Consider the following 24,805-nt stretch of genomic DNA (forward strand, 5'->3'; position numbering starts at 1 on the left):
AGATGATTAAAATCATTAATAAGCATAAAGGGGCATGATCAAATTATTTAAAAAGCTCCATCCTAAAAACAAATAAATGAAACAGACCACATTAACATACAAACTGGTGATGGCCGCGACCGGACTCTTCCTGTGCTTCTTTTTGGTTATACACTTGCTGGGAAACTTACAGCTGTTATTGCCTGCATCTGCGGCCAGAACACAGTTCAACTGGTACTCGAACCTGCTTTCTGGAAATATTCTGATTAAAATTATATCATATGTTCTTTATCTCTCACTCATCGGACATGCCATTTATGCACTGCTCATCACCAGAAAAAACAACACCGCTAACGGTAGCAGCTATGTTTATGATAAACGGGCTCGGCTCAGCTCGTGGAACAGTCGGAACATGGGCATTTTGGGCACAATTATCCTAATTTTTTTGATTATCCATTTCAAGGATTACTGGTATGTTTACAAGTTTGGCCATTTGCCTCTGGATGCAGAAGGGAATAAAGATCTATATTCTATTGTGATAAGTTCATTTCGACAAGGCTGGTATATAGTTATTTATGAGCTTTCCTTTATTGCGCTTGGGTTCCATCTTTTGCATGGCTTTTTTAGCGCATCAAGAACGCTTGGATTGTATCATCCCAAATATGCCTGGGTAGTGCGTGCCTTAGGGTGGGTGTATACACTACTGATCACCTTTGGTTTCATGTTCATTCCGATTTACATATATTTTAATCTCAAAGCATTATGATGGACGCAAAAATACCTCATGGCGAACTTGCCGATAAGTGGAAAAACTATAAGGATAGCTCAAGACTTATTAACCCAGCCAATAGAAAAAAACTTGAAATTATCGTAGTGGGAACCGGGCTTGCAGGTTCTTCGTGTGCGGCAACTCTGGCTGAACAAGGATATAATGTTAAATCTTTCTGCTTTCAGGATTCTGCTCGTAGGGCACATTCAGTCGCAGCTCAGGGTGGGGTTAATGCGGCAAAGAACTACAAAAACGATGGAGATAGCATATATCGGATGTTCTACGATACGATTAAGGGTGGAGATTTTCGCTCTCGCGAAGCCAATGTTTACCGCCTGGCTGAATGCTCTCTTGCATTGATTGATCAGGCGGTTGCGCAAGGCGTTCCTTTTGCAAGAGAATATGGTGGATACCTGAATAACCGCTCTTTCGGGGGCGTTCAGGTATCGCGTACTTTTTATGCCCGTGGACAGACAGGCCAACAGTTGATGATTGGTGCCTATCAGGCATTGATGAGACAGGTATCAGCTGGAAAGGTAAAAACCTATACCCGCCACGAAATGCTTGATCTTGTACTTGTTGATGGGAAAGCACGTGGTATCATAGCACGTAACCTAGAAACAGGAGAAATTGAGCGCCATGCGGCTAATGCAGTTGTTCTGGCAACAGGCGGTTATGGAAAAGTTTATTACCTCTCTACGCTGGCAATGGGTTGCAACAGTTCAGCTATTTGGAGGGCACATAAAAAAGGCGCCTTTATGTCGGGAGTAAGCTGGATTCAATTTCACCCTACCTGTTTACCACAGATTGGCGAAACCCAGTCAAAGTTGACACTAATGTCAGAATCTCTTCGTAACGATGGAAGAATCTGGGTACCCAAAAAAGCGGGAGATGTGAGAGTGCCCAACGATATTCCCGAAGAGGAAAGGGATTATTATCTGGAAAGGCGCTACCCAACCTTTGGAAATCTTTCTCCCAGAGATATCTCTTCACGCGCCGCAAAAGAGCGTATTGATGCTGGTTGCGGCGTAGGACCGATGAAAAATGCAGTCTGTCTTGACTTTTCTAAAGCAATCAAAGAACAGGGAAAAGAAAAGATAGAAGAGAAATATGGCAATCTATTTCGAATGTACGATAAGATAAATGGTGTTGATGCCTATAAAGAGCCTATGCTGATTTCTCCTGCTGCCCACTTTACTATGGGTGGGCTTTGGGTAGATTATGACCTGATGACAACCATTCCAGGACTTTTTGCTTTAGGTGAAGCCAATTTTTCTGACCATGGTGCTAACCGATTGGGTGCTAATTCGTTGCTCCAATCCTGTGTTGATGGTTACTTCATCGCACCATACACCATCCCGAATTATCTTTCTGGAGAACTTAAAGCAGAAAAGGTAACAAGTGATCACCCTGCTTTCGTAGATGCAGAAAATAACGTAAGAGCACAGCTGGATAGGTTTTTAAACCTTAAAGGACATCTTTCAGCCGATTATTTCCATAAGATACTCGGTAAATTGCTTTATGATAAATGTGGGCTCTCCAGAACAAAAGAAAGTTTAGAGCAGGCGATAACTGAAATCAAAACGCTTAAAAAATCATTTGATCAAGAACTGAAGATTACCGGTGATGACCAAATAAATTCCGAGCTTGAAAAGGCTGGCCGGGTTTCGGATTTTCTTGAACTGGGTGAGCTGATGTGCCATGATGCTTTGCAAAGAGAGGAGTCTTGCGGCGCACATTTCAGGGAAGAATACCAGACTTCTGATGGCGAAGCGGTCCGGAATGATGAGGATTTCTGCTTCGTGTCTGCATGGCAATGGAAAGGAGAAGGCGCAGAGCCAGAATTGCATAGAGAACCACTGGTTTTTGAGACCGTAAAGCTTACCGTTAGGAGTTATAAATAGTTATTATTAAGAAATTTATTATGAAATTATATCTGAAAGTTTGGCGTCAGGAGCATAGAGAATCAAAAGGAGATATGGTCAGTTACGAAGTCGATGAGATTTCCGAGCACATGTCTTTTTTAGAAATGCTTGATTTATTGAACGAAAGGCTGATTGGAAAAGGGGAGCGTGTGATTGAATTCGATCACGATTGCAGGGAAGGCATTTGTGGTGCATGTGGAATGATGATTAACGGAAGGGCACATGGGCCACTTAAGGGCACAACAACCTGCCAGTTACACATGAGAAGTTTTAAAGATGGAGAGACCGTCTATATTGAGCCTTTCCGTGCGGCTGCTTTTCCGGTGTTAAGGGATCTGAAGATTGACCGTTCTGCTTTTGATCATATCATTCAGGCAGGTGGTTACATTTCAGCCTCTACCGGACAGGCACCAGAAGCCAACAGTATGCCCATTGCGCATGAAGTTACAGAGGCAGCATTTGATGCTGCAGCATGTATTGGTTGCGGTGCCTGCGTAGCTACCTGTAAAAATTCAAGCGCCGCACTGTTTACCTCTGCAAAGGTATCTCACCTTGTGCTTTTGCCACAAGGAAAGCTTGAATCTGCCAATAGAGTTGTAAAAATGGTCAACCAGATGGATGCCGAAGGTTTCGGGCATTGCTCCAATACAGAGGCCTGCGAAGTAGAATGCCCTCAGGAAATATCTGTTTTGCACATCGGACGGATGAATTATCAGTACAATAAGGCACTGGTATTAAGAAAATAACGAGATGATTATTGCCTTTTACCTGATAATTGCTGTCTTAGTTCTGTATGCTTTTATGGTGTTACTTTCTAATTGGCGTTACAAAAGCCAGCTTTATAGATTGTTATCCTTACAGGATAGGTCAGCACCTAAGTTTTTTAATTTTGGCCAGCTTTCCGGGCTTCCCTTACCAGTTGATAAATATTTCAGACTAGTGCTTAAAGAAGGTCAAAGTTATATCCGAACGATTCGACTAAAGCATAGCGGACAGTTCAAAACTGCTCTGGATAGGCCATGGATCCCAATTCGTGGCGAGCAGTATTATACCATCTTACCAGCTGGTTTTATCTGGAAAGGAAATACTGCGCTGTTTAGTGCGAGGGATATGTATATAGGCGGTAAAGGAAAGCTGGAGGTTTTTCTGTTGGATGCTCTGAAAATTGTTAATGGCAAGGGAGATAAGTTCAATCAGGGCGAACTGCTGAGGTGGTTGGCAGAAAGCGTTTGGTTTCCAACCAATTTTCTTGAGAATGAAAACAGGCAGTGGTTTGCTATAGATTCAAAAAATGCAAGGCTTAAAGTAAATGTTTATGGGTTGAACTTAAGCTTTCTTGTAGCTTTTACCCAAAAGGGAGAAATTGCAACACTATCTACCAAAAGGTATATGGCTGGTGTATTGGAAATTTGGGTGATCAGTCTTTCAGATTATCGCGAAATCAATTCAATGCGTATCCCATTTATGGCTGAGGCTAGCTGGAAATTAGGTGGAAAGCTTTTCCCTTATGCAAGATTTGAAATCCTGGAAATAGAATACGATATGGAGTTTCGTTATACAGCAAAGAAAATAAACCATGCTGAGACATTTCGGAGTTAAGAGAACCTATGTGCACAACTTGAAACTGGCTGTGCTATTAAGTCTAACTGCTGGTTTTGTAAATGCAGCAGGTTTTCTTGGTTTTTCTGCACTAACTACAAATGTTACCGGCCATGCTGCCCTCTTTGCCGAAGGCATTGCCAGGCAAGACTGGTTAATGGCTAAACTTGTTGCAACATGGATGACGTTATTTCTTGCCGGCGCTTTCACCAGCAGCCTGATTGTAAATAAAATCGGTCATAATGCACGGTTCTCATTTGCCATTCCTATTATTTTAGAAACAATGATACTGCTATTTTGTGCGTTTTCACCAGCTATTAAATTTTGGGGTTTCTCAGGCAATTTTTTTGCAGGTAGCCTCCTTTTTGCAATGGGTATGCAGAATGCACTGGTTTCGGTAATTTCTGGTTCAGTTGTAAGAACTACGCATCTTACCGGTACCTTCACAGATTTGGGTATAGAGCTCGCACAAATCAGGATAGATAAGCAAGTTTTTCAGGATGAACTGATTGCCAGGATTAAGCTCAGGGTTTCTATAATTTTTTTCTTTATGCTTGGAGCACTATCAGGTGCATATCTTTTTACCTACATCAGTTTCTGGTCGTTTCTACTGCCAGCATCAATGCTCAGTTTTGCCCTGCTATACGATGTATTCCGGCTAAACATCAAAAGATATTATTCTAATTTTCGCTACCACAAGAGTGATACGCACACTATCATATCAGATAAAAAAAATGAAATTGTATAAATAACAGTTACCAGATATTAATACCTACATTTAAACATATATTTCCCCTGTTAACTTCCTTTTTTAACAGTACAATTTTGTGCTGTTTTTAACAATCAATCCGATTGATTTTGCCCAACATATAATACAGTAGATAAAATGAAAGACCCTGAGTACATTATAGCCATTGGTGCATCTGCCGGTGGTCTTGAGGAAATTAACTCCTTTTTCGACCATACCCCATTGGACGGCGTTTCCTATATTGTGGTGCAGCATCTTTCGGTAGATTTCAAAAGCAGGATGGGCGAAGTGCTTGCCAAGCATAGCAAACTATTGGTGGAGGAGGCAACCGAAGGGGTTATTGTAGAAACCAACCGGGTTTACCTCATTCCTCACGATAAATTTATGACCATCCAGAATGGACATCTTTATCTACGTGAAAAGGAAAAATCGAAAAGTCCGCATCTAACCATAAATACATTTTTTAACGCCCTTGCACTAGACTGCGGGAACAAAGCCATTGTTGTTGTGCTCTCCGGACTGGGAAGTGATGGTGCCGAAGGTGTTATCGCTATCAAGAAAGCAGGCGGTATGGTTATCGCTAGAAACCCTGAAACCTCGCTTTTTCCAAGTATGCCCTCAAAGGCCATTGCCACAGGAATGGTGGATTTTATACTGGAACCCACCGCCATGCCTGGTGCCATTGTAGATTATGTAAATTACGAGGGAGAAATCAAGAATGATGCGAAGGATGATGATAAAAACCTTGGGCTGATTATCGAGCTTATTAAACAGCGCTCGCCGCTTGATTTTTCTGACTATAAGCCAACTACGATTTTAAGAAGGACAAAACGCAGGGCAGCCTATCATGATTTTTCAGGCCTTTTGCAGTATTATGATTTTTTGAAAAGTTCGCCGGAAGAAATTGAATTGCTTTCCAAGGATTTTCTCATCAGCGTTACCGCTTTTTTTCGCGACACGGAAGCTTTTGATTATATACAAAAAAACGTAATTCCTGGGATACTCAAAAAGCTGATGCCAAATGAAGAGTTTAAACTTTGGGTAGCCGGATGCGCAACGGGCGAAGAGGTTTATTCTCTGGCCATGCTTATCGCAGAACAGCTTACCGGAGAACTTGCCTTTACAGTAGTCAAGATTTTTGCTACCGATATCGACAGTGCGGCGCTTACATATGCAGGTAAGGGAATTTATCAGTCCGATATGGTAAAAAATATCAGTTCCGACAGATTAAAAAAACATTTTATAAAAGAAGGATCGCATTACCGCATCAAGCCTGCACTTAGGAAGATGGCCATATTTGCCCAGCATGACCTGGTTAAAAACCCACCCTATTGCAACATGCACTTCATCAGCTGCCGCAATCTTTTGATTTATATGGCGCCTGTTTTGCAGCGAAAGGTATTTTCGATGCTCCTCTTTGGGCTTAAAATGGATGGTCATTTATTTCTGGGCTCCAGTGAAAACCCAATGCCAATCATACAGAACCTAGAAGTGGTTAGTAAGCAATATAAAGTATACCGGAACATAAAATCGAAGCGTATGTTCAGTTTCGATGCTTTTTCTATGCCTGATACTTTAGAGGTTAAACACAGGCCTGCTTTTGCAACGGGCGATAGCATGGATAATAATACAAGTACCTCCCTGTCTGAAATGATGCAGGTAAGCCTTGCTCAAGATCTGGATTATCTTGCTCTTTGTATAGATGAGAACAAAAATGTAATTAAATCTTACGGCAACACCTCCAAATTCCTGCTTGCAAAACATTTTACTACCAATCTAGAAAAACTCTTGCCACACAAACTGGCCATGGTATTTCATACGATGAGCGTTAATGTTATTAAGACTGGGAAAAAAGCTACCCTTAACCGAATCAAGATAAAACAGGGCGACGCCTTTATGCGCATTAACCTAAGCCTAACCCCGATGGAAGTGAAAGGAGGTGAACAGAAATTGATAATGGTCACTTTTATTGAGGATAAATCTTTCGCAATCTCAGAGCAGAAGGGAATCGAATTCAACGAAAAAGTTTATCATGACCAGTATACTTTAAATCTCGAAGAAGAGATGAGGGAAATTAGGCAAAAGCTCAAATCTGCTTATGAACAGCTAGATGCTTCGAACGAGAACATGCAATCCTTCAATGAGGAGATGATTTCTGCTAATGAGGAAATGCAGAGTACCAATGAGGAAATGCAATCTGTTAACGAAGAGCTTGATACCATAAATTCAGAATACCAGCTCAAAAACAAAGAACTCCTCGATATTAATGATGATTTGAATAATTATTTTAGAAGTAACATTAATGGGCAGCTTTTCATCAACAACAATCTATTGCTGATGAAGTTTTCTCCGGGCACGGTTAAACAAATTAATCTGCTTGAGACAGACATAGGCAGACCTTTAAGTAATATTACCACTAATATTAAATTTGAAACTATTATCGATGATATTAAACAGGTACTTAAAGACGGAGACATTATTACCAAAGAAATCGAGACCAATAATGGTAAATGGTACCAGGTGATGACTATGCCTTATGTACGGCAATCGGATAATAAAAATAGCGGAGCCATTGTAACCTTTAACGATATCACTGAACTGAAAAAGGTACAACGAGAATTAGATGTAAGCAACAGGACGTTGGCTATGGCTCTGGATGCTGCCGAAATGGGGATGTATTCCATTGATGTTGATACCCGTGCTTTTATGCCTTCACTGCGAATGAAAGAGCTCTTTGGGTATCGGGCGGAACAAAAAATGTCATACGAGGATGTGGTTTCAAGAATTGGAAATGATTACAGAATGCTATTTACTAATGGAATTGAAAATAGTATTAATAGGGGAGAAAAAATGGATATTGAATATCCACTAATCCTTCCATTGGAGGATAGGGCTCTTTGGGTAAGATCCATCGGTAATCTTGTGTATAATGAGGATGATAAACCGGTTTATTTTGCAGGATTGTTGAATGATGTAACTATTCATAAAGAGGATGAGATTAGAAAGAATGATTTTATTGCTATTGCCAGCCATGAGCTAAGAACTCCGTTAACAACGCTTCAGGGTTATATTCAGCTCATGGGAACGAGGACTAAAAATAGCGGCGACGAGTTCCTGATTACCGCTCTTCAAAAAGCAGATTTACAGATCAAAAAGATGTCACTTCTGGTAAACGGTTTTCTGAATACCTCGAGCTTCGAGGCAGGTAAGATTTATTTAAATGCCGAGACCTTTGAATTAAATAACTTGCTTGAAGAAACAATAGCAGATTCAAAGGTAATTGAACTCAAACACGATATTAAACTCATCTCCCATGGCGACTGTTCAATAACTGCCGATCGCGATAAGATTGGTCAGGTTATAAATAACCTTGTTGCCAATGCCGCTAAGTATTCTCCGGTAGGAACAAGTATAGAAATCTCGCTAAAAGTATCCAAGAAATTGGTTACCGTAATTGTGAAGGATCATGGAGCTGGAATTAGCGAAAAAGACCAGAAGAAACTCTTCGACAGGTATTATAGGGCAGATAATGTCCAAACCCGTAAAGTTTCTGGATTTGGTCTTGGACTCTACCTATCGGCAGAGATTGTAAAATTGCACAAAGGAAAGATCTGGGTAGAAAGTGAATTGGGGCATGGCTCTACCTTTTGTTTTGGTTTGCCAATATAATTTCGTCTTTACCCAGATTTTGGTCGAAGTGAAACACGGGTTGGATAAACTACTTTTTTGCGACTTTGCAGTTAGCAACTTAGGGTGGTGAATCTTTTTAGCGAGCTGAGTTTAATTAACATCTGTTTTTTCAGGCTTTTCATCATTTTATTAAATTTTTAGTTTCCTGAATTTTGAAATTGCACAAGGAAGTGACACCGTAATAGGTAAGTTAAGACGTGCTATTATCAAATATACAGCCGCTTTAGAGGGATATATTTTAGATTAGAAAAATAATTTTTAAATAAGGTTTTTTTAAAATATTTTTATCCCGGTAATTATATTGGGCTTTTATTAGCTTTCAAATGGTTTCCATGATTAGTAATACTTAATAAACCTTTGGTTAAGAATATGTTGATAATAAACAGTTTTGAAGAATACCAATCTCATCTTGGAAAAGAGCTTGGCATTTCACAATGGCATAAAATTGACCAGGATCAGATCAATAGCTTTGCGGATGCTACCCTAGATCATCAGTGGATACACGTTGACTGCGTGCGAGCAGAAAATGAAGGGCCATTTAAGGCAACAATTTCACACGGTTACCTTACCCTTTCGCTGATTCCATATCTATGGAAACAGATTGCAGATGTTCGCAATCTTAAAATGGAAATTAATTACGGAATAGAGCGCTTCAGGTTCGGCCAAGCTGTTATTGTGGGTAGCGAAGTTCAGTTGAAAGCTAAATTACTTTCGATAGCCAACCTACGAGGGACTACAAAAGTAGTTATTCAGGCTACGCTGATAATCCGTGGAGAAAGTAAGCCAGCTTATACAGGTGATGTAATCTTCCTATATCACTTCCTTTAATCTTAAAATTCCTTAGGCTTTGTTTAATAAATATGGTTATAGGTTTTATAATTACGCATAACAGGCTCAGCTTATCTGCCAAATTATACATCCTGATGCAAAAAATAGTTTTTTGATTTGCAAATGCTGCTGCTTAATGTAACATTTTGATTTTCAATATATTTTATTTATATTTGAAAATAATTAAATAAAATATAATGCAACAAGGAACAGTAAAATTTTTCAATGAGACAAAAGGTTTTGGATTTATCGTACCAGCTAATGGCGATGCAGAACTTTTTGTACACGTATCTGGCCTATTGGATAACATTCGTGAGAATGATTCAGTAAGCTACGATGTAGAAGAGGGCAGAAAAGGCCTGAACGCAATTAATGTTAAAATAGGATAAAAGTAACCTTCATAAATTGTTAAAAACATCCGCTCATTGAGTGGATGTTTTTTTTTGCCCATATATTTTAGGAAGAATAAATTCAACCCAGTTCTAAGTCTTTAAAACCTCAACGAGTAATAATGTCATTAGTTCTCTATTTACTGGGTAATCATAATTTTATTGGTCAGTAATGGTAAAAGGAAGTTTAATAAAATAGCGTAAAAAAGTATCCCTATAGTGCATTATGTTTTTTGCATCAGCATTTTTTGGTTTTAGCTTAACAAAATCAGCAAATTCAGACCTTAATAGTATGCATTACCATCATTATTTAGTTAATATATTTGCTTATCGTAACCAAAAATTCATCAATATCATACGGCTTGGCTATAAAAGCATCAGCGCCACATGCAATTGAAGTAAGTTTTGCTTTGTCACTTGCAGACAAGATTATCATTGGTATGTTTTTAAATATATCTCTTTTCTTCAGCGACTTTATAATCTGATCTCCTGAAATCCCAGGCATCCATAAATCTATAATTAGCAAATCAGGTAGCTCCTTAATAAACATTTGTTCGGCCACCAAACTATTTGAAGTAGAAATAATTTCATATCCTTCATCTTCCAATATAAAGGTGGTAATATCAAGGATATCAACTTCATCATCACATAACATTATTTTTTTTGGCATCCTATTTTTGTTTCATTGGTATTGTAAAACTAAAAGAAGATCCATTTTGCTCTTCACTTTCCACCCATAAGGTTCCATGGTGTTCTTTTATAATCTGGCTGCAAACGTATAATCCAATTCCTACGCCTGGAAATTTCTCTGATATTTCATCAGCTCTATAAAAGCGCTCAAATATTCTTTTATGATCCCGGCTATGAATCCCAAGTCCGCTATCCATAACTGATATTTTACAGTAATCTGAAAGGCAGGCGACATGGATCCTTACGCTCTGGGAATTTGGGCTGTATTTAACCGCATTAGATAATAGATTGATCATAACCTGTTCAAGTCTCCCGAAATCACCTTCTATTGTATTGTTTAAATCACCAGATATTATAATCTTATGGCTTGGGAATTCGGCTTCCATGATGGCAGCCGATTCATTTATTAATTTTGAGAGCTCAAAAGTTTCAAACGAGAACTCAATTTTACCAGATTGTATTCTAGCGACGTCTAAAAGCTCATATATTAATCTTTCTAATCTATCAATTGATTTTCCAGCAGTTTTAAAGCCTTTAAAGTAGCTTTCATCATTTCGTCTCCTCGCAATCTTTTCCAAAAGCTGAAGATTGCCCTTTATACTTGTTAAAGGAGTTTTCATCTCATGGCTCGCAATATTGATAAAATCCTCTTTCCGATGTTCTAATGCCTTGCGCTCGGTAATATCCTCAATTGCCAGCAGTATCCTATCCTGATATTTTCCTTTTAAAGTCATTTGCCTTGCATTTAGTATAAGCATTTTTCTGCCAATGGCTTCAAATTCAGTTTCCATTTCAAAGCCTTCAATAGGATTATTATGAGGGAGGATGTTAAAAAGTAATTCTCTAAGTTCTGGAATATCCCATTGGTGGTGTCCGATTTCAAAGATTTCTTTTCCAAGAATTTTTTGCTGCGAGATCTTAAAAAACTCACGAAAGTTTCTGTTTGCGCTCGTAATTCTCATTTGCTTATCCAGAACAACAAGGCTTTCTCTGATTGTTTCTACAATAGCTGAAAGATAGGCTTCGCTTTCCTCAAGGGTTTGCGTTCGCTCGCGAACTTTATCATCGAGAAGTTCACGTTCCTCTAAAAGATTTTGTTCAGCCTCGACTCGCTTGGTTACATCATTCTGAATTCCAATAAAATGAGAAACATCACCCTTTGCATTCCTGATAGGCGATATCATGAGCTCATTCCAAATTGCCCTGCCATCTTTTTTGTAATTTCTAATCAGTACCTGGCAATGCGAACCTTTTTTTACAGCTTCTTTTAACAATATTCTAGACTCTTGGCTCCTGTCATTAGACTGAAGAAAACGGCAATTGTGACCAATAATCTCTTTCCTAGAATATCCAGTTAAAGATTCAAAGGCTTTATTACAATAAATTATCGGGTCATCGGGCTGGGAGTGGTCAGTAATAATAACTCCATTACTCGATGCGTTAAAGGCCGCTGCGAAAAGCCTAAAGTCTGCATTCCCAAAATCGGGTATGTTTAGCGGAAAGTCTTCCATATCTCATTTAACTATCCTAAAATCTTATTAAAAGTTAATTGCTTATCTGCTTTAACTAACTAATGAACCCGTTTTTTGTTTATTTTTTATTAAACTTTTATGTAAATTGTTTAATCTAAAACTTAAAGGAGTGCATTACAACTTTTTTAAATCTTTTAAATGATGGTTTCTGTTTTCGAAATAAACTTTAGAAATCATTCATTTTAGATTCAAGAAACAACTTATAGCTATTCATCTTAAAATAAATACTTTTTGTAAAGCTCAAATCTTTTTTATTTTTGAGTTTAATATGATTCATCCATGCTTCTGAACAAGACGATACCAGCAACTTACATTTTAAAAAAAATAAAAATGGAACTCGCCTATGTGCTAATTATAGGTCTGCTGGTTAACTATTTAACTGGTGAATTCAAAAACCTGATCCCTGAAATGCCAATAGCCATACCCACTTTTATTGGTACCGCAATTTCAGTAATCTTATCTTTTAAAATTAACCAGTCTTACGACAGGTGGTGGGAAGCCCGGAAAATTTGGGGGAGCATTGTGAATGATAGTCGCACACTTGTGCTACAGTTGCAGTCATTTGTATCTGAATCCTCAAAAAAAGAAATTAAGGAAATTGCCTACAGGCATATTGCCTGGTGTTTTAGCCTTGGACAAAGCCTCAGAGGGGGCGATGCAATGAAAGACTTAGATAAGTATATTACAAAGACTGACCTGGAAAGTAAGTATAGGCACCCACAATAATAAACCACTTGCCCTTTTGCAGCTTAATACACTGCAAATAGCTGCGCTAAGGGATCAGGGAGCACTTGAATTATTCAGTCACATACAAATCAATACTACATGTGTCAATTTTTCTAACGCAATGGGCATGGCTGAAAGAATAAAGACTACTGTATTCCCTAAAACATACCGTTTATTTTTGCATTTTTTTATTTATATTTTCGTTGTCACGCTCTCAATAGCCCTTCGGAATATCGATAGCTTTTTCGAGATACCATTGCTTCTGGTGATCTCAAGTGCTTTCTTTTTGCTCGAAAAATCGGCGATGCATTTGCAGGATCCATTCAGTAACCGACCTACAGATACTGCTATGACCACTATAGCAACAAATATAGAAATCAATATTAAACAGCTATTAGGCGAAAGTGAAATTCCCAAACCAGTTGAGCCTTACAGTTTTTATGCGATGTAATTTTTAGCCTTTGCTAGAAATTATAAGGGATCCGAGTTTATTAATGAAGTAGCTTATTTAATTCTTAAATCTAATTCTAGCAAAATTTCGTATTCTTCAGCTTAAAATCTGATCAGCACCATCTTCCAAATGAGCAATGCGGAAAATCTCTTTAGAGATTATGGATACATTTTCTTTCAGTTCATCTAGCGTACAAGACCGTATGGCAATAGGTACAGGTAACCCCAGAATTTCTTCTGAAAGTTCGATTTTTATACAATTGTGATTTTCTGTTCCATCAGGTTTTCCCTTTAACTGCAAAAACAGCTCGTTAGCAAAGTTGGCATCTTTGCCAAGCAGGAACCTGCCGTAGGGTATTTTTCTATTCGGTAGATTTAAAGAAATCAAGAGGTTGAATTCCATATCCTTTAAATTTTGAGTTAATCAGATAATACAATCTTAATAAATCAAGAATGCCGCTTTTAAAGCGGCATTCTTTAAAATTACTGAATTTCAATTTGTCTTGAAACTGCCTTTGCTTCTTCTCTTTTTGGAAGGTTAATACTTAAGATTCCATCAGTATAGCTAGCTTCAATTCGCTCAACATCAGCGCTCTCAGGTAATGTAAACCCTCTGGTAAAGGCACTGTAGCTAAACTCTCTTCTATTATAGGTTTTGTCCTCTTTATTGCCATGCTGAACATTTTCTGTAGAAATGGTTAACATGTCTTTTTCAAGGTTTATCCTGAAATTTTCTTTTTTAAGACCCGGTGCGGCAAGCTCTACTTGATAGGCATCGCTCGTTTCTGAAATGTTTACAGAAGGTACGCTGTTCATTCTTCGGTCTGAAAAGAAAGTGTCGCTTAGAACGGATTCGAAAATGTCATTAAAGCCTGGCAATAATACATTATTCTTTTTTTCTGGATTGAATTTAACCAATGTCATAGCTTTTCCTTTTAATGGTTTAATAATAAATGGACTAATAATTAATTAATTTTTATGCTCCCAGTGGGTACATACAGTTTGTATCAACCGTTGTGCCAAATGTCAATGAGATTGCCGGCAGCAGCTTTAATCTGAAATTTTTTCATTTTTTCTGAAAAATTTTCAGGTCGAAACTGAAATTTTTTCCGATTAAAGTGTTTTTTATAAATGAGATATATTGAGTTTTAAGGGAATTGAAATTAGCTTCTTTGCAGATGTAATTAAAGCGATTGGCGAAAGTTGGGGCTTATTTTAAATTAAAGGTTGTTACTTGCCAACTTTTGAATCAGTTTAATACAAGCATCTAAATTCAAGTCGGAGCATCTAAATGACTTTTTATTTTCTCTAGCATTCTTAATCATTTTTAGTTCAAAATAACAATGAGAAACTTGAGATAGATATTTCTATCTGTTCAATATAGTAATTGTGTTTTATCTTATTTGTTCATAAATACAAATGAGTTTCGAAGTTGCCAAAATCCAACGCGAAAAGCCCACTATATACAAATTAAGAATGTTGACATTATTTTTTATCTTCGGATAACAAGTATCAACTTTTTATGAATCTGTTAGTTACAATGCATCAAGCGCTGAAAAAAAATCACATTTGTTTAGTGATGATGCTATGTTTTGTTTCTATTGCCACAGTCTATTCGCAGCAAACTATTACTCTGATTAATAAAGACAGCATTGATAGTAAATTAGGAGAATTCAGCTTAAGCAATAAGCAATGGTTTTTTACTACCGATACTGATGGTAAGTGGGGCAAGGAAAAAAGTGCAGACAGCATACTGATTAAGGTTGAGCCAAAATTTGGTAAAGAAGATACGCCTTCAGGCTGGAAAGGAATAGGTTGGTTTAGATTGTGGATCTCAGTTGATAGTGCATTAATAGGAAAAACACTTGGCTTAAGAATCAATCATGATGGTGCATCTGCAATTTATTTGGACGGCTTATTCAAGACAGGGTTTGGACAAATTGGCACTACTCAGGCTGCTACGAAAAATGAGAGGATGCCATTTGAAATAATTCCATTCCAGGTCAATGATACCCTTCCACATCTTGTCGCGATTAAATATGCCAATTATAAACCTGTGTATAACGATTTTGTCGGTTTTCAAATCTGGGCTGGGGAATATATTAAAATGCATACCATTTCCAAGAATAAGAAAATGCTATTTGAATATATGTTAATCCCAATCGCAGTTCAATTTGCCTTAGGCTTACTCCATCTTTTTTTCTTTTTATTCTATCCCAAACAAAAATTAAACCTCTGGTACTTCTTTTATTCTGTGCTTTTTGCTGCAACTTCCTGGTCTGTTTGCATGTACAACATTTCCCCTTCGCCCGAAATCCAAAAACTTTCTGACTCACTTTTTTTTGTAAGTTCTATAATAGGCAAAGCTATTGCATGGGTTTTGCTCTATAAAGTTGGCAACCTAAACATTCCACGCTGGAAAAGTATTGCTGTAGCTTTTATTACCATTATTTACCTCGTAAAATATTTTCTTTTTCCATTGCATGATGGTTTTGATGGATCGGATATTATCTTTCTAATCATCATGCTGGATAGCCTTTGGCGACTTTTTAAAACCATCCGAAGTCAAATTCCTTATGCCTGGATTGTTGGGGTGGGCATGATTATAATTCTATTCTTCTATTTTTTAGTTGGAGCTGACGCATTTAAGTTGTGGCAAAATTATCCTTTACGCTGTTTAACTATGGCTATTGGATTGTTGTCGTTTCCTTTCTGTTATTCCATTTATTTAGCGCTTGATTTTGCACGAACCAATCAAAATCTTTCTTCCCGTTTAGTAGAGGTTGAGCAGTTATCAGTGAAAGCCATAGCTCAAGAAAAAGAAAAGCTGGATTTGATTACACATCAAGCAGAGGAATTGGAAATTACGGTTGCCGAAAGAACGCTTGAAGTGCAACAACAAGCAGATAAACTCCGTGAAATGGATGTTGTAAAATCCAGATTTTTCATCAACCTTACCCACGAATTCAGAACGCCATTAACGCTGATTTTAGGTCCGGCGAGGCAGATTTTGCAAGATGCAAAAGATGCTACGTTAACTAGCTTTGCAAGAACAATATTTAGAAATGCAGAGCGGTTATTGGGTTTAATTAATCAACTTCTCGATTTGAGCAAATTAGAATCTGGCGAAATGCAAACTCAAAATAAATCGGTAGAACTGGTAGCGTTGATCAAGCATAATTTTTTATCCTTCGAATCATTAGCTAAGGAAAAGAACATTCAACTGGCTTTCGAATCTGCTTGGGATAAACTTTGGTTAACAATCGATCAAGAAAAACTGGAGCGAATAATTATAAATCTGGTTTCGAATGCGATAAAGTTTACTAAACAAGAAGGAATAATTGCAATTAATGTCTCCAAAGTAGAAAATAATTTATTCGAAATTAGCATAACAGATACTGGAATTGGAATTCCGGAAAGTAAAATGCCTTATATTTTCGATAGATTTTATCAGGTAGATTCTGCGGATTCAAGAGCACATGAGGGTACTGGAATTGGGCTGGCGATAACGAAAGAATTGGTTCGTCTTTTAAATGGCACAATTTCAATCTCCAGTATTGAAAATGAAGGAACTGAAGTAAAAATACAGTTTCAAATTAATGAGGCAGAGCAAATAGATCACGCAATAGATATTGCTCGTTCTGGAAAGGTTAGCGAAGCTGATGAGTCCATTCAAGCCGCTTATAATCAAGACGAAGGTTTGCTGTTAATTTTAGTGATTGAGGATAATGTAGAAATCCGGAATTACATTGCCCAAATTCTTCAAGGCAAATACCGCATCATAAGTGCTTCCAACGGAATGGAAGGTGTAAAAGAAAGTCAGAAATACATTCCTGATTTAATTCTTACTGATTTAATGATGCCGCAGATGGATGGCTATCAGGTTTGTAATGTTGTTAAAGCAGATTCTAGAACGAGCCACATTCCCGTCGTTATTTTAAGTGCAAAAGCAGATATCGACAGTCGAATTGCAGGTTTTGAGCAAAATGCTGATGCATATTTAAGTAAACCTTTTGATCCAAGAGAGCTGCTGTCTGTTATTCAAAGTTTGATTAATACCCGCAAGCAGCTACGTGAAACACATGGTAAAAACAATATTTGGATTTCTAATACCACTGAACTTCCATCGATGGAAAAAACTTTTTTGGAAAAAGTAAAAAATACGGTAACACTGTATTTAGATGATGAACAATTTAGTGTAGAAAAACTTGGTGTAGAAATTGGTTTAAGTAGAACGCAACTTCATAGAAAGCTAATTGCATTGATTAACAAAAGTCCGGGGGATTTAATTAGAATAATTCGAATGGAACATGCTTTTAATCTTCTCAAAAGCAAAGCAGGTACCGTTGCCGAAATCGGCTATATGGTGGGTTATGGCAATCCACAAAATTTCTCAACAACATTTTTAAAGCATTTTGGGTTTACACCTAGTGAAGTTCAAAAACGGTAAAAAGCTTTATTGCTCTTATTTGCAACATTTTCAAATTCATTTGCAACAACATCAAACGAGCTTTCCATTAGCCTTGAGTTACTTTGTGGTATAAAAAAGATATCATAAAAACTTAAGGTCATGAAAAAAACACTATTTATCATTGCATTAGCTTTAGTTATTAGCAGCTTCAAATTAATAGGTGAGCCCAATCCATTACTAGGAAAATGGGAATCAAAAACAGTTTACAAAGAAGGTCCTTTGACCATCATGTTACTTTTTAGAGCGGATGGCACCTACGACGGTTTCGCTAATAAGAAAACCTTTGTTAATGGAACTTACCATGTCGATAAAGACACCATTTTTATTGCTGATCCCATCTGCAATTCCAAGTACAATGGAAAATATAAGTTAACCTTGTATGGAGAAAAAGATTCGGTGAGATTTGATGTAATTACTGACAGTTGTAAGGCTAGAGTTCAAGGCGCTAACGGGTTTACTTTCAAAAGAGTAAAATAAAGTTAAGGATGAAAAAGCTTGGTTGTTTACTTTTAATCTGCGCTTTTGCCAGCTTAACAGTTCAGTTTGGATTTATTGATGCCCGGCCAACAACATCAGTTGATTTGGGAAAGATTCTTTTTTCTGATCCTATACTTTCAGGGAATAAAAAAATCAGCTGTGCCAGCTGCCATAAAGAGGAGTTTGCTTTTGCCGATACAGCAGCGTTAAGTTTAGGGGTTAATAATCTGAAAGGTACAAGGAATACGCCTTCATCAATGAATTTGGCATTGCAAGTAAGTTTCTTTTGGGATGGAAGAGCGAAGACATTGGAAGAACAAGCGCTTATGCCAATTGAAAACCCAATAGAGATGAACCTTCCAATTTCGGCGGCGGTAAAAAGATTGCAAGCCAATAAGTTTTATCGCAACGCTTTTAAGAAGATTTTTAATGAAGAACCAAATAGGAAAAATTTAGCGCTTGTTTTGGCCGATTTTGAGCGAACATTAGAAACAACTGATACCCCTTTCGATGATTGGCGAATGAATGATAATCAAGATGCAGTAAGCGAATCAGCAAAGCAAGGATTCTTGCTATTTAATGGTAAGGCAAATTGCATTCAATGCCATTTCGGGCCAGATTTTAACAATGTAGAGTTTCGGGCAATTGGTTTATATGATGGGAAAAAACTCATTGACAGTGGTAGAGCGGTCGTTACCAAAAAACCAACCGACTTGGGCAAATTTAAAATAGGTCCGCTTAGAAATATTGCCATAACAGCTCCGTACATGCATAATGGCATGTTTAAAACCTTGCGGGAGGTGATTGATTACTATGATGATCCCGATAAAATTGTTCCAAATCCTATTACCAGGGATTCACTTTTGGCCAAACCGCTAAAGCTAACGGAAACTGAGAAAATTGATTTGGAAAATTTTCTAATTTCACTGACTGATAAGAGGTATACGCTAAAGAAACCTTAAATTAACTCTTTAATCAAAAATAAATATTTTTTGTTCATTTTTCAGTTATTCTAATCTGTTGTATTTCTGGTGAAAGATATGCTTATTCTGATACGGAATATAATCGAAAGGCCAATGTAGTATACTTACCAGTCTTAGCATAGCCAAGAAAATCAAACTCATCAAGTAGGTTTTTAAACAAAAAAAGCCCATCTTTCGATGAGCTTATGATTAGTAGTAATGGAGTTGCAATTTGTCGAACCTTTATGAGTATTGTGAGGCTATAGTAAATTTTGACAAAGTATTAAAGAATAAGGTAGAAGGGCAGTATAGAACTATGAAAAACAGGTGGGGAAGGGGAGAACGTTTTTTTAGACCAAGTTACCGCCGATATGGTCACTTGCCCTGCAAATATCTACGAAAAAGTAATCGGATTTAAAAACCAATAGATTTAAATTTTTATCCAGTAAACATTAATGGTAATCCAGTAACAACTAAAATGAATACTAAAAATATAAACTTAACAATTGCCGCTCTAGTTGTGTTTTCTTCCACCTTATTAGCTCAGCAAACCAGCTATAAATTTGATTTTGGTTCAGGAAAGATAGCCAAAGGCTATCTTAATGTCTTGCCAGAAACCAAATTTCAGAACAGTGGAAAATATGGTTTCGATTTTGATTCAAAAGTTGAGGGTGTAGATAATGGCGGAAAAAACGCCTTAACATCAGATGCAGTGAAAAGCGATAAAACTTTTTATTTCTCAGTTGCTGTGCCAGAGGGAAATTATAAAGTTACGGTAACTTTGGGTAATGCTAAAGAACCAACTTCTACAACAGTTAAGGCAGAATCGAGAAGGTTAATGCTCGAAGATGTAAGCGCCAGGGCGGGAGAATTTGTTACTAAAAGCTTTATAGTAAATATTAAAGATAGAAATATAGCTGGCGGACAAGTAGTTTCTTTAAAACCTCGCGAGCTTACCAAGTTGGATTGGGATGATAAATTAACACTGGAGTTTGATAATAAAACTACGCTGGCAGCCATAGAAATTGTAAAGGTTGAAGATCAGATTACTGTATTCTTAGCTGGTAACTCAACTGTTGTAAATCAGGAGGATGAACCTTGGGCATCGTGGGGGCAAATGATTCCAGTTTTTTTTAAACCAGGTGTTGCCATCGCTAACCATGCAGAATCTGGTTTAACTTTGGGTTCTTTTATTGGTAGCAAACGTCTTATAAAAGTTTTAAGTATAATGAAACCGGGTGATTACTTATTTATCGAATTTGGGCATAATGATCAAAAAGAAAAAGGAGTAAACGATGGTGCTTATAAATCGTACACAGAAAGATTGAAAACATTTATTGTTGAGGTAAGGAAAAAAGGCGGAATTCCGGTTATTGTTACCTCAACAAGTAGAAGGGTATTTGATTCTAGCGGTAAAATAGAAAACACTTTAGGCGATTTTCCTGATGCAGCAAGGAAAGTTGCAAAATCAGAAAATGTTGCCTTAATTGATTTAAACATGATGACAGCACAATTATTTAATGCCTTGGGAGAGGAGAAGTCTAAAAAAGCATTGGTTCATTACCCGGCAAACAGTTACCCCGGGCAGGATAAGCCTTTGGCTGATAACACGCATTTTAATCCTTACGGAGCATATGAAATTGCAAAATGTGTTATTAATGGAATTAAAGATCAGAAAATAGGTTTAACAAAATATTTAATAAATGATTTACCTGTTTTTGATCCTTCGAAACCAGATGAGCCAACAGCTTGGAAGTGGACAGAAAGCCCAAGAAGTAGCTTGGTTAAGCCCGATGGAAATTAAAATTTTTATTTAACTTTTCTCACCCCTTCACTCGTCATTACCACTCGTTTCATTGTACCATCACTATTATAATTTAAATAATCGATGCAAACAGATCTTCTGAAACTTCCACCATCGGTATTAATAGCTCCATTATGGTAAATGAAATACGACTTGCCTTTAAAATCGATAATGGCTTGGTGATTGGTATTAGAATTGCCTGCAATTTCATTTAAAATGCCTTTATATTCCCATGGGCCATTAATGTTTTTGCTCATAGCATAAACAATTTTCTCTGGAAAATCCGATGCATAAGACAAATAATACCAGTTTTTACGCTTATGAATCCAGGGTGCTTCGGTAAATTTCGGCACATCAACTTTCTGTATAGGGCCATCCAACTCAATCATATTTTTCTTGAGCTTGGCAAAATAACATTTTTGGTTTCCCCAGAACAGGTAAGCCTGTCCATCATCATCAATAATTACTGTCGGATCGATATCATCCCAACTAATTTTAACATCGGTGGTCATATTATTGGTAATCAAGGCACTTCCAATCGCATCTTTAAAAGGCCCCCGAGGATTATCTGCTACCGCTACACCGATTGATTTTCCATGAATAGTACCATGAGAAATGGCTACATACCAGTAAAATTTACCATTACGTTCTATCACTTGCGATGCCCATGCATCGTCTTTAGCCCAAATAAAATTTTTAACGTTAAGTGGCGATTTATGTTCTTTCCAGGTTACCATATCCGCCGAAGAATAACATAACCAATCATGCATTTCGTAACGTTCGTTACCTTTGGGCGAAACATCGTGGCCTGTGTAAAGATAAACCGAATCGCCATAAACGTAAGCAGCAGGATCGGCAGTGTACTTATCAGTAATAATTGGGTTTCCCTTTGATGCAATTATTTTCTCCTGAGCCTTAACTCCGATATTAAAAATTATAACCATTAAAAATAACAAGCCGAAATTCTTTGTCATTATCATTTTTTTAATAGTTTTTTAAGTTCTTTTTGATTGATAACAAGTATAGTTCCGTGTCTTAATCCCTTTGGTAAAGAAATTTTATCAGAAACATCAGTCCAGTTTTTTAAATCTGATGACTCAATTGCACCATATTTGTGGTCACGGTATTTATCAAAATAAACCAGCCACTTGTTGTTAATTTTTAAAGATGTTGGTCCCTCTGCCCAATAATTTCCGGTAATGGGGTCGCTGGCTTTAGAGTAAGGTCCAATTAGTTGCTCGGCGTAAGAAATTTTAATGTTTTTCTGCGTCGGCTCCCTTGTTTCATCTTTTAAAAACATAATAAATTTACCGTTATCTTTAACAATAGAAGCATCTATAACATTAAAGCCAGGTTCATAGAGCAGTTTGGTATTGCTAAATGATTTAAAATCTTTTGTGGTAACGTAATAGATTCTGTGATTGTAGCCATCATCCATTACAGAGCCGGTTTCAGTAAATTTGCCGATAATTGTAGAGGCCCAATAAATCATATAAGTATCTGTTTCACTGTCGTAAGTAATTTCTGGCGCCCAGGTATTTCTTACACCATCTTCCTTTACCATTACTGGAATAAATTGTTGCTCAGTCCAATTTATTAAATCTTTAGAACTAGCATAACCAATACCTTTATCTTTCCAGCTAACTGTCCATACCATGTGAAATAATCCATCTGCACCACGAATAATGCAAGGATCTCGCATCAATTTATCCTTGCTTACCGTAGGTTTTAAAAAAGAAGAATCATTTTTTAGTGCCGTCCATTTATAAGCATCATTGCTGTAGGCAAGGTGTAAACCATCCTGACCATTGTTTTTAAAATAGGCAAAAAGGTAAACCTCTTTCTTAGATTGTGCCTTAGCATCAAAAAAAAAGGAAAAAAATAAAAGTGTTGTTATAATAATTTTGTATTTCATTACTATATTATTTCAACTCTAAAACAACTACAGATTGAGCTGGTAATTCTACTTTAAGGTTATTTCCTGATTTTTTAGCCCCGGAAAATTTTGCATTATGGATTTTGTTAGAATTATCAAAAGTATTAATATCTGTTACGTTAGCTGAGGTAAGAATTTGGCCGGTTACTGTTTTCCATTTCAAATCTCCCAGACTTGTATTTATAGAGATTTTATTTTTAGGATCGAGATTAACCAACGAAATATGAATGGCACCAGTAGAATCTTGCGAAGCCGACACATTTAAGGCAGCAATTTTGTTGTTTCCTACAGTATAATCTGGACTTGTAAATTTAATTGGCAAGTATTTCGCATCCATGTGTACTTTGTATAAATCGAAAACATGGTAAGTAGGCGTAAGCAGCATTTTATCTTTTTCGGTTAAAATAAGTGCCTGCAAAACATTTACCGTTTGGGCTAAATTTGCCATTCTTACTCTATCAGAGTGGTTGTTGAAGATGTTTAAAGTAGTTCCGGCAATTAAAGCATCACGCAAACTATTTTGCTGATACAAAAAACCTGGATTTGTTCCTGGTTCAACATCAGTCCATATTCCCCACTCATCAACAACTAAAGCAACTTTTTTCTTCGGATCATATTTATCCATAATGGCAGCGTGTTTAGTTACAATTTCTTCCATACGCAAACAATTTTTCATCGTATTGAAATACTGTTCTTCGTCAAATTTTGTAGCAGAGCCTTTTGTTTTCCAATTACCAGTTGGCAAAGTGTAATAATGCAGCGTTAAGCCCCACATTCTGCCTGCACCAATATTTTTCATACAGGTTTCTGTCCATTTATAATCTTCGGAATTAGCGCCACTGGCAATTCTTTTTAAAGGTGCACCTTCGTAATCTCTGGCATAAGTGGCATATCTTCTATATAAATCGCTGTAATATTCTGGAGTCATATTTCCCCCACAACCCCAACTTTCGTTTCCAACGCCCCAAAAAGAAACTTTCCAGGGTTTATCCATTCCATTTTGCTTACGGATGGCCGTCATCGGACTCGTTCCATCAAAGTTTAAATATTCTACCCATTTAGCCATTTCCTCAACAGTTCCACTACCAACGTTTCCGGCAATGTATGGTTCGCAATCCAGCATTTTACAAAGCTCAAGAAACTCATGTGTGCCAAAACTATTATCTTCTACTACACCACCCCAATTGGTGTTAACCATTTTCGGGCGCTCATTTCTTGGTCCAATCCCATCTCGCCAATGATATTCATCGGCAAAACAACCACCTGGCCAACGTAAATTCGGTACTTTAATTTTTTTCAATGCATCGACAACATCTAATCTGATTCTCCCTTTATTTGGGATAGCTGAATTTTCATCTACCCAAAAACCATCGTAAATACAACGACCCAAATGTTCGGAAAAGTGACCGTAAATATGCTTACTTACAATTTGGTCGGTTGGAGCTTGGATGTTTAGTGCCGTTTCTGTTTGTGCATTGGCAAAATTACCAAAGCAAAGTAGCGACAAAGAAATTAATGTTTTTTTCATTATAGTTTGGCTAGTGCAATTAGTTAATGGATAACGTTAAGCATATGAATTCAAGGCTTTTAATAGCCGCATCGAGTTTCATAAGCATGTTATATTTGGTTAAATTTACATGTAAATGTAAAATATTTAAGATTATAAACGTTATCGGTACGATTATTTTTTTAATGTTTGAGTTACAAAATATTCTCCCATCTAAGAACCTAAGTTTATCTGTTTTTAAAAACAAGATTTACAATTGGCTTATAAGTGGTGTTATCCTTTGATAATCCAAACTAAAAGCAGGATGCTACAGGATGCGGTTT

21 protein-coding genes are annotated in these 24,805 nt (G+C 37.1%); 14 read left to right on the forward strand and 7 right to left on the reverse strand.

Annotated elements, in window-relative coordinates; translation table 11 throughout:
- The first annotated feature begins 76 nt into the window (after nt 1-76).
- The 8 genes from ACFOUY_RS18095 (at nt 77) to ACFOUY_RS18130 (ending at nt 9,927) form a co-directional block, all read left to right on the forward strand.
- The gene (locus ACFOUY_RS18095; RefSeq protein ID WP_378962640.1) at nt 77-745 is read left to right on the forward strand and encodes a succinate dehydrogenase cytochrome b subunit; all 669 of its coding nucleotides are present in this window, start codon (nt 77-79) and stop codon (nt 743-745) included.
- A complete protein-coding gene (locus tag ACFOUY_RS18100) occupies nt 742-2,652 on the forward strand; it encodes a fumarate reductase/succinate dehydrogenase flavoprotein subunit (protein ID WP_378962641.1) in 1,911 nt (636 codons plus the stop codon). The genes ACFOUY_RS18095 and ACFOUY_RS18100 overlap by 4 nt, the downstream gene beginning before the upstream one ends.
- Nucleotides 2,653-2,672: 20 nt before the next feature.
- Entirely contained in the window at nt 2,673-3,419 is a 747-nt protein-coding gene (locus ACFOUY_RS18105) for a succinate dehydrogenase/fumarate reductase iron-sulfur subunit (protein ID WP_378962642.1), read from the forward strand.
- A gap of 4 nt (nt 3,420-3,423) precedes the next feature.
- Complete coding sequence (locus ACFOUY_RS18110) at nt 3,424-4,272, forward strand: DUF6544 family protein (protein WP_378962643.1); 849 nt, start codon at nt 3,424-3,426, stop codon at nt 4,270-4,272.
- A complete protein-coding gene (locus ACFOUY_RS18115; RefSeq protein WP_378962644.1) occupies nt 4,250-5,020 on the forward strand; it encodes a YoaK family protein in 771 nt (256 codons plus the stop codon). Before ACFOUY_RS18110 ends, ACFOUY_RS18115 begins: the two co-directional genes overlap by 23 nt.
- 138 nt (nt 5,021-5,158) lie before the next feature.
- Nucleotides 5,159-8,689: a chemotaxis protein CheB gene (locus ACFOUY_RS18120; RefSeq protein WP_378962646.1), complete on the forward strand. Its 3,531-nt coding sequence runs from the start codon at nt 5,159-5,161 to the stop codon at nt 8,687-8,689.
- Nucleotides 8,690-9,079: 390 nt separating this feature from the next.
- Entirely contained in the window at nt 9,080-9,538 is a 459-nt protein-coding gene (locus tag ACFOUY_RS18125; protein WP_378962647.1) for a MaoC family dehydratase, read from the forward strand.
- Between the two features lie 197 nt (nt 9,539-9,735).
- On the forward strand, nt 9,736-9,927 hold the full coding sequence (locus ACFOUY_RS18130) for a cold-shock protein (protein WP_131531728.1): 192 nt from the start codon (nt 9,736-9,738) through the stop codon (nt 9,925-9,927).
- A gap of 310 nt (nt 9,928-10,237) precedes the next feature.
- On the opposite strand, the gene ACFOUY_RS18135 is transcribed toward ACFOUY_RS18130, so the two are convergent.
- On the reverse strand, nt 10,238-10,597 hold the full coding sequence (locus ACFOUY_RS18135; protein ID WP_378962648.1) for a response regulator: 360 nt from the start codon (nt 10,595-10,597) through the stop codon (nt 10,238-10,240).
- A gap of 1 nt (nt 10,598) precedes the next feature.
- Nucleotides 10,599-12,128 carry a PAS domain-containing sensor histidine kinase gene (locus tag ACFOUY_RS18140; protein ID WP_378962649.1) on the reverse strand — a complete coding sequence of 510 codons (1,530 nt, stop codon included), beginning with the start codon at nt 12,126-12,128 and terminating at the stop codon, nt 10,599-10,601.
- 351 nt (nt 12,129-12,479) lie between these two features.
- Here ACFOUY_RS18140 and ACFOUY_RS18145 point away from each other — a divergent pair, with 351 nt between their 5' ends.
- Together ACFOUY_RS18145 and ACFOUY_RS18150 are read left to right on the forward strand one after the other, a co-directional pair.
- Nucleotides 12,480-12,875, forward strand: a complete 396-nt coding sequence (locus ACFOUY_RS18145) for a bestrophin family protein (protein ID WP_378962650.1) — start codon at nt 12,480-12,482, stop codon at nt 12,873-12,875.
- 16 nt (nt 12,876-12,891) lie between these two features.
- Entirely contained in the window at nt 12,892-13,326 is a 435-nt protein-coding gene (locus ACFOUY_RS18150) for a bestrophin family protein (protein WP_378962651.1), read from the forward strand.
- Between the two features lie 96 nt (nt 13,327-13,422).
- Here the strand turns inward: ACFOUY_RS18150 and ACFOUY_RS18155 are convergent, their stop codons facing one another.
- Nucleotides 13,423-13,728, reverse strand: a complete 306-nt coding sequence (locus ACFOUY_RS18155) for a hypothetical protein (protein ID WP_378962652.1) — start codon at nt 13,726-13,728, stop codon at nt 13,423-13,425.
- Nucleotides 13,729-13,808: 80 nt separating this feature from the next.
- Nucleotides 13,809-14,249 (reverse strand): Hsp20/alpha crystallin family protein, encoded by a 441-nt coding sequence (locus tag ACFOUY_RS18160; protein WP_378962653.1) that lies wholly within the window; start codon nt 14,247-14,249, stop codon nt 13,809-13,811.
- Between the two features lie 598 nt (nt 14,250-14,847).
- On the opposite strand from ACFOUY_RS18160, the gene ACFOUY_RS18165 reads away from it, so the two are divergent.
- The 4 genes from ACFOUY_RS18165 to ACFOUY_RS18180 all read left to right on the forward strand — a co-directional run bounded on the left by ACFOUY_RS18165 (nt 14,848) and on the right by ACFOUY_RS18180 (nt 21,039).
- Nucleotides 14,848-17,775 carry a hybrid sensor histidine kinase/response regulator transcription factor gene (locus ACFOUY_RS18165; protein WP_378962654.1) on the forward strand — a complete coding sequence of 976 codons (2,928 nt, stop codon included), beginning with the start codon at nt 14,848-14,850 and terminating at the stop codon, nt 17,773-17,775.
- A 120-nt stretch (nt 17,776-17,895) separates the two neighbouring features.
- Nucleotides 17,896-18,273, forward strand: coding sequence for a hypothetical protein (locus ACFOUY_RS18170; protein ID WP_378962656.1), 378 nt, complete (start codon nt 17,896-17,898; stop codon nt 18,271-18,273).
- A gap of 8 nt (nt 18,274-18,281) precedes the next feature.
- Nucleotides 18,282-19,235, forward strand: a complete 954-nt coding sequence (locus ACFOUY_RS18175; protein ID WP_378962657.1) for a cytochrome-c peroxidase — start codon at nt 18,282-18,284, stop codon at nt 19,233-19,235.
- 478 nt (nt 19,236-19,713) lie between these two features.
- Nucleotides 19,714-21,039, forward strand: coding sequence for a rhamnogalacturonan acetylesterase (locus ACFOUY_RS18180; protein ID WP_378962658.1), 1,326 nt, complete (start codon nt 19,714-19,716; stop codon nt 21,037-21,039).
- Between the two features lie 5 nt (nt 21,040-21,044).
- Here ACFOUY_RS18180 and ACFOUY_RS18185 read toward each other — a convergent pair whose 3' ends face one another.
- Genes ACFOUY_RS18185 through ACFOUY_RS18195 form a run of 3 tightly spaced genes read right to left on the reverse strand, consistent with a single transcriptional unit; the run spans nt 21,045 to nt 24,503 of the window.
- A complete protein-coding gene (locus ACFOUY_RS18185) occupies nt 21,045-22,013 on the reverse strand; it encodes a glycoside hydrolase family 43 protein (protein WP_378962660.1) in 969 nt (322 codons plus the stop codon).
- A gap of 2 nt (nt 22,014-22,015) precedes the next feature.
- On the reverse strand, nt 22,016-22,954 hold the full coding sequence (locus ACFOUY_RS18190; protein WP_378962661.1) for a glycoside hydrolase family 43 protein: 939 nt from the start codon (nt 22,952-22,954) through the stop codon (nt 22,016-22,018).
- A 7-nt stretch (nt 22,955-22,961) separates the two neighbouring features.
- Nucleotides 22,962-24,503 carry an alpha-N-arabinofuranosidase gene (locus ACFOUY_RS18195; RefSeq protein WP_378962662.1) on the reverse strand — a complete coding sequence of 514 codons (1,542 nt, stop codon included), beginning with the start codon at nt 24,501-24,503 and terminating at the stop codon, nt 22,962-22,964.
- Nucleotides 24,504-24,805 lie beyond the last annotated feature (302 nt).

It is taken from the genome of Pedobacter jamesrossensis (assembly GCF_042650905.1).
Classification (GTDB): Bacteria; Bacteroidota; Bacteroidia; order Sphingobacteriales; family Sphingobacteriaceae; genus Pedobacter; species Pedobacter jamesrossensis.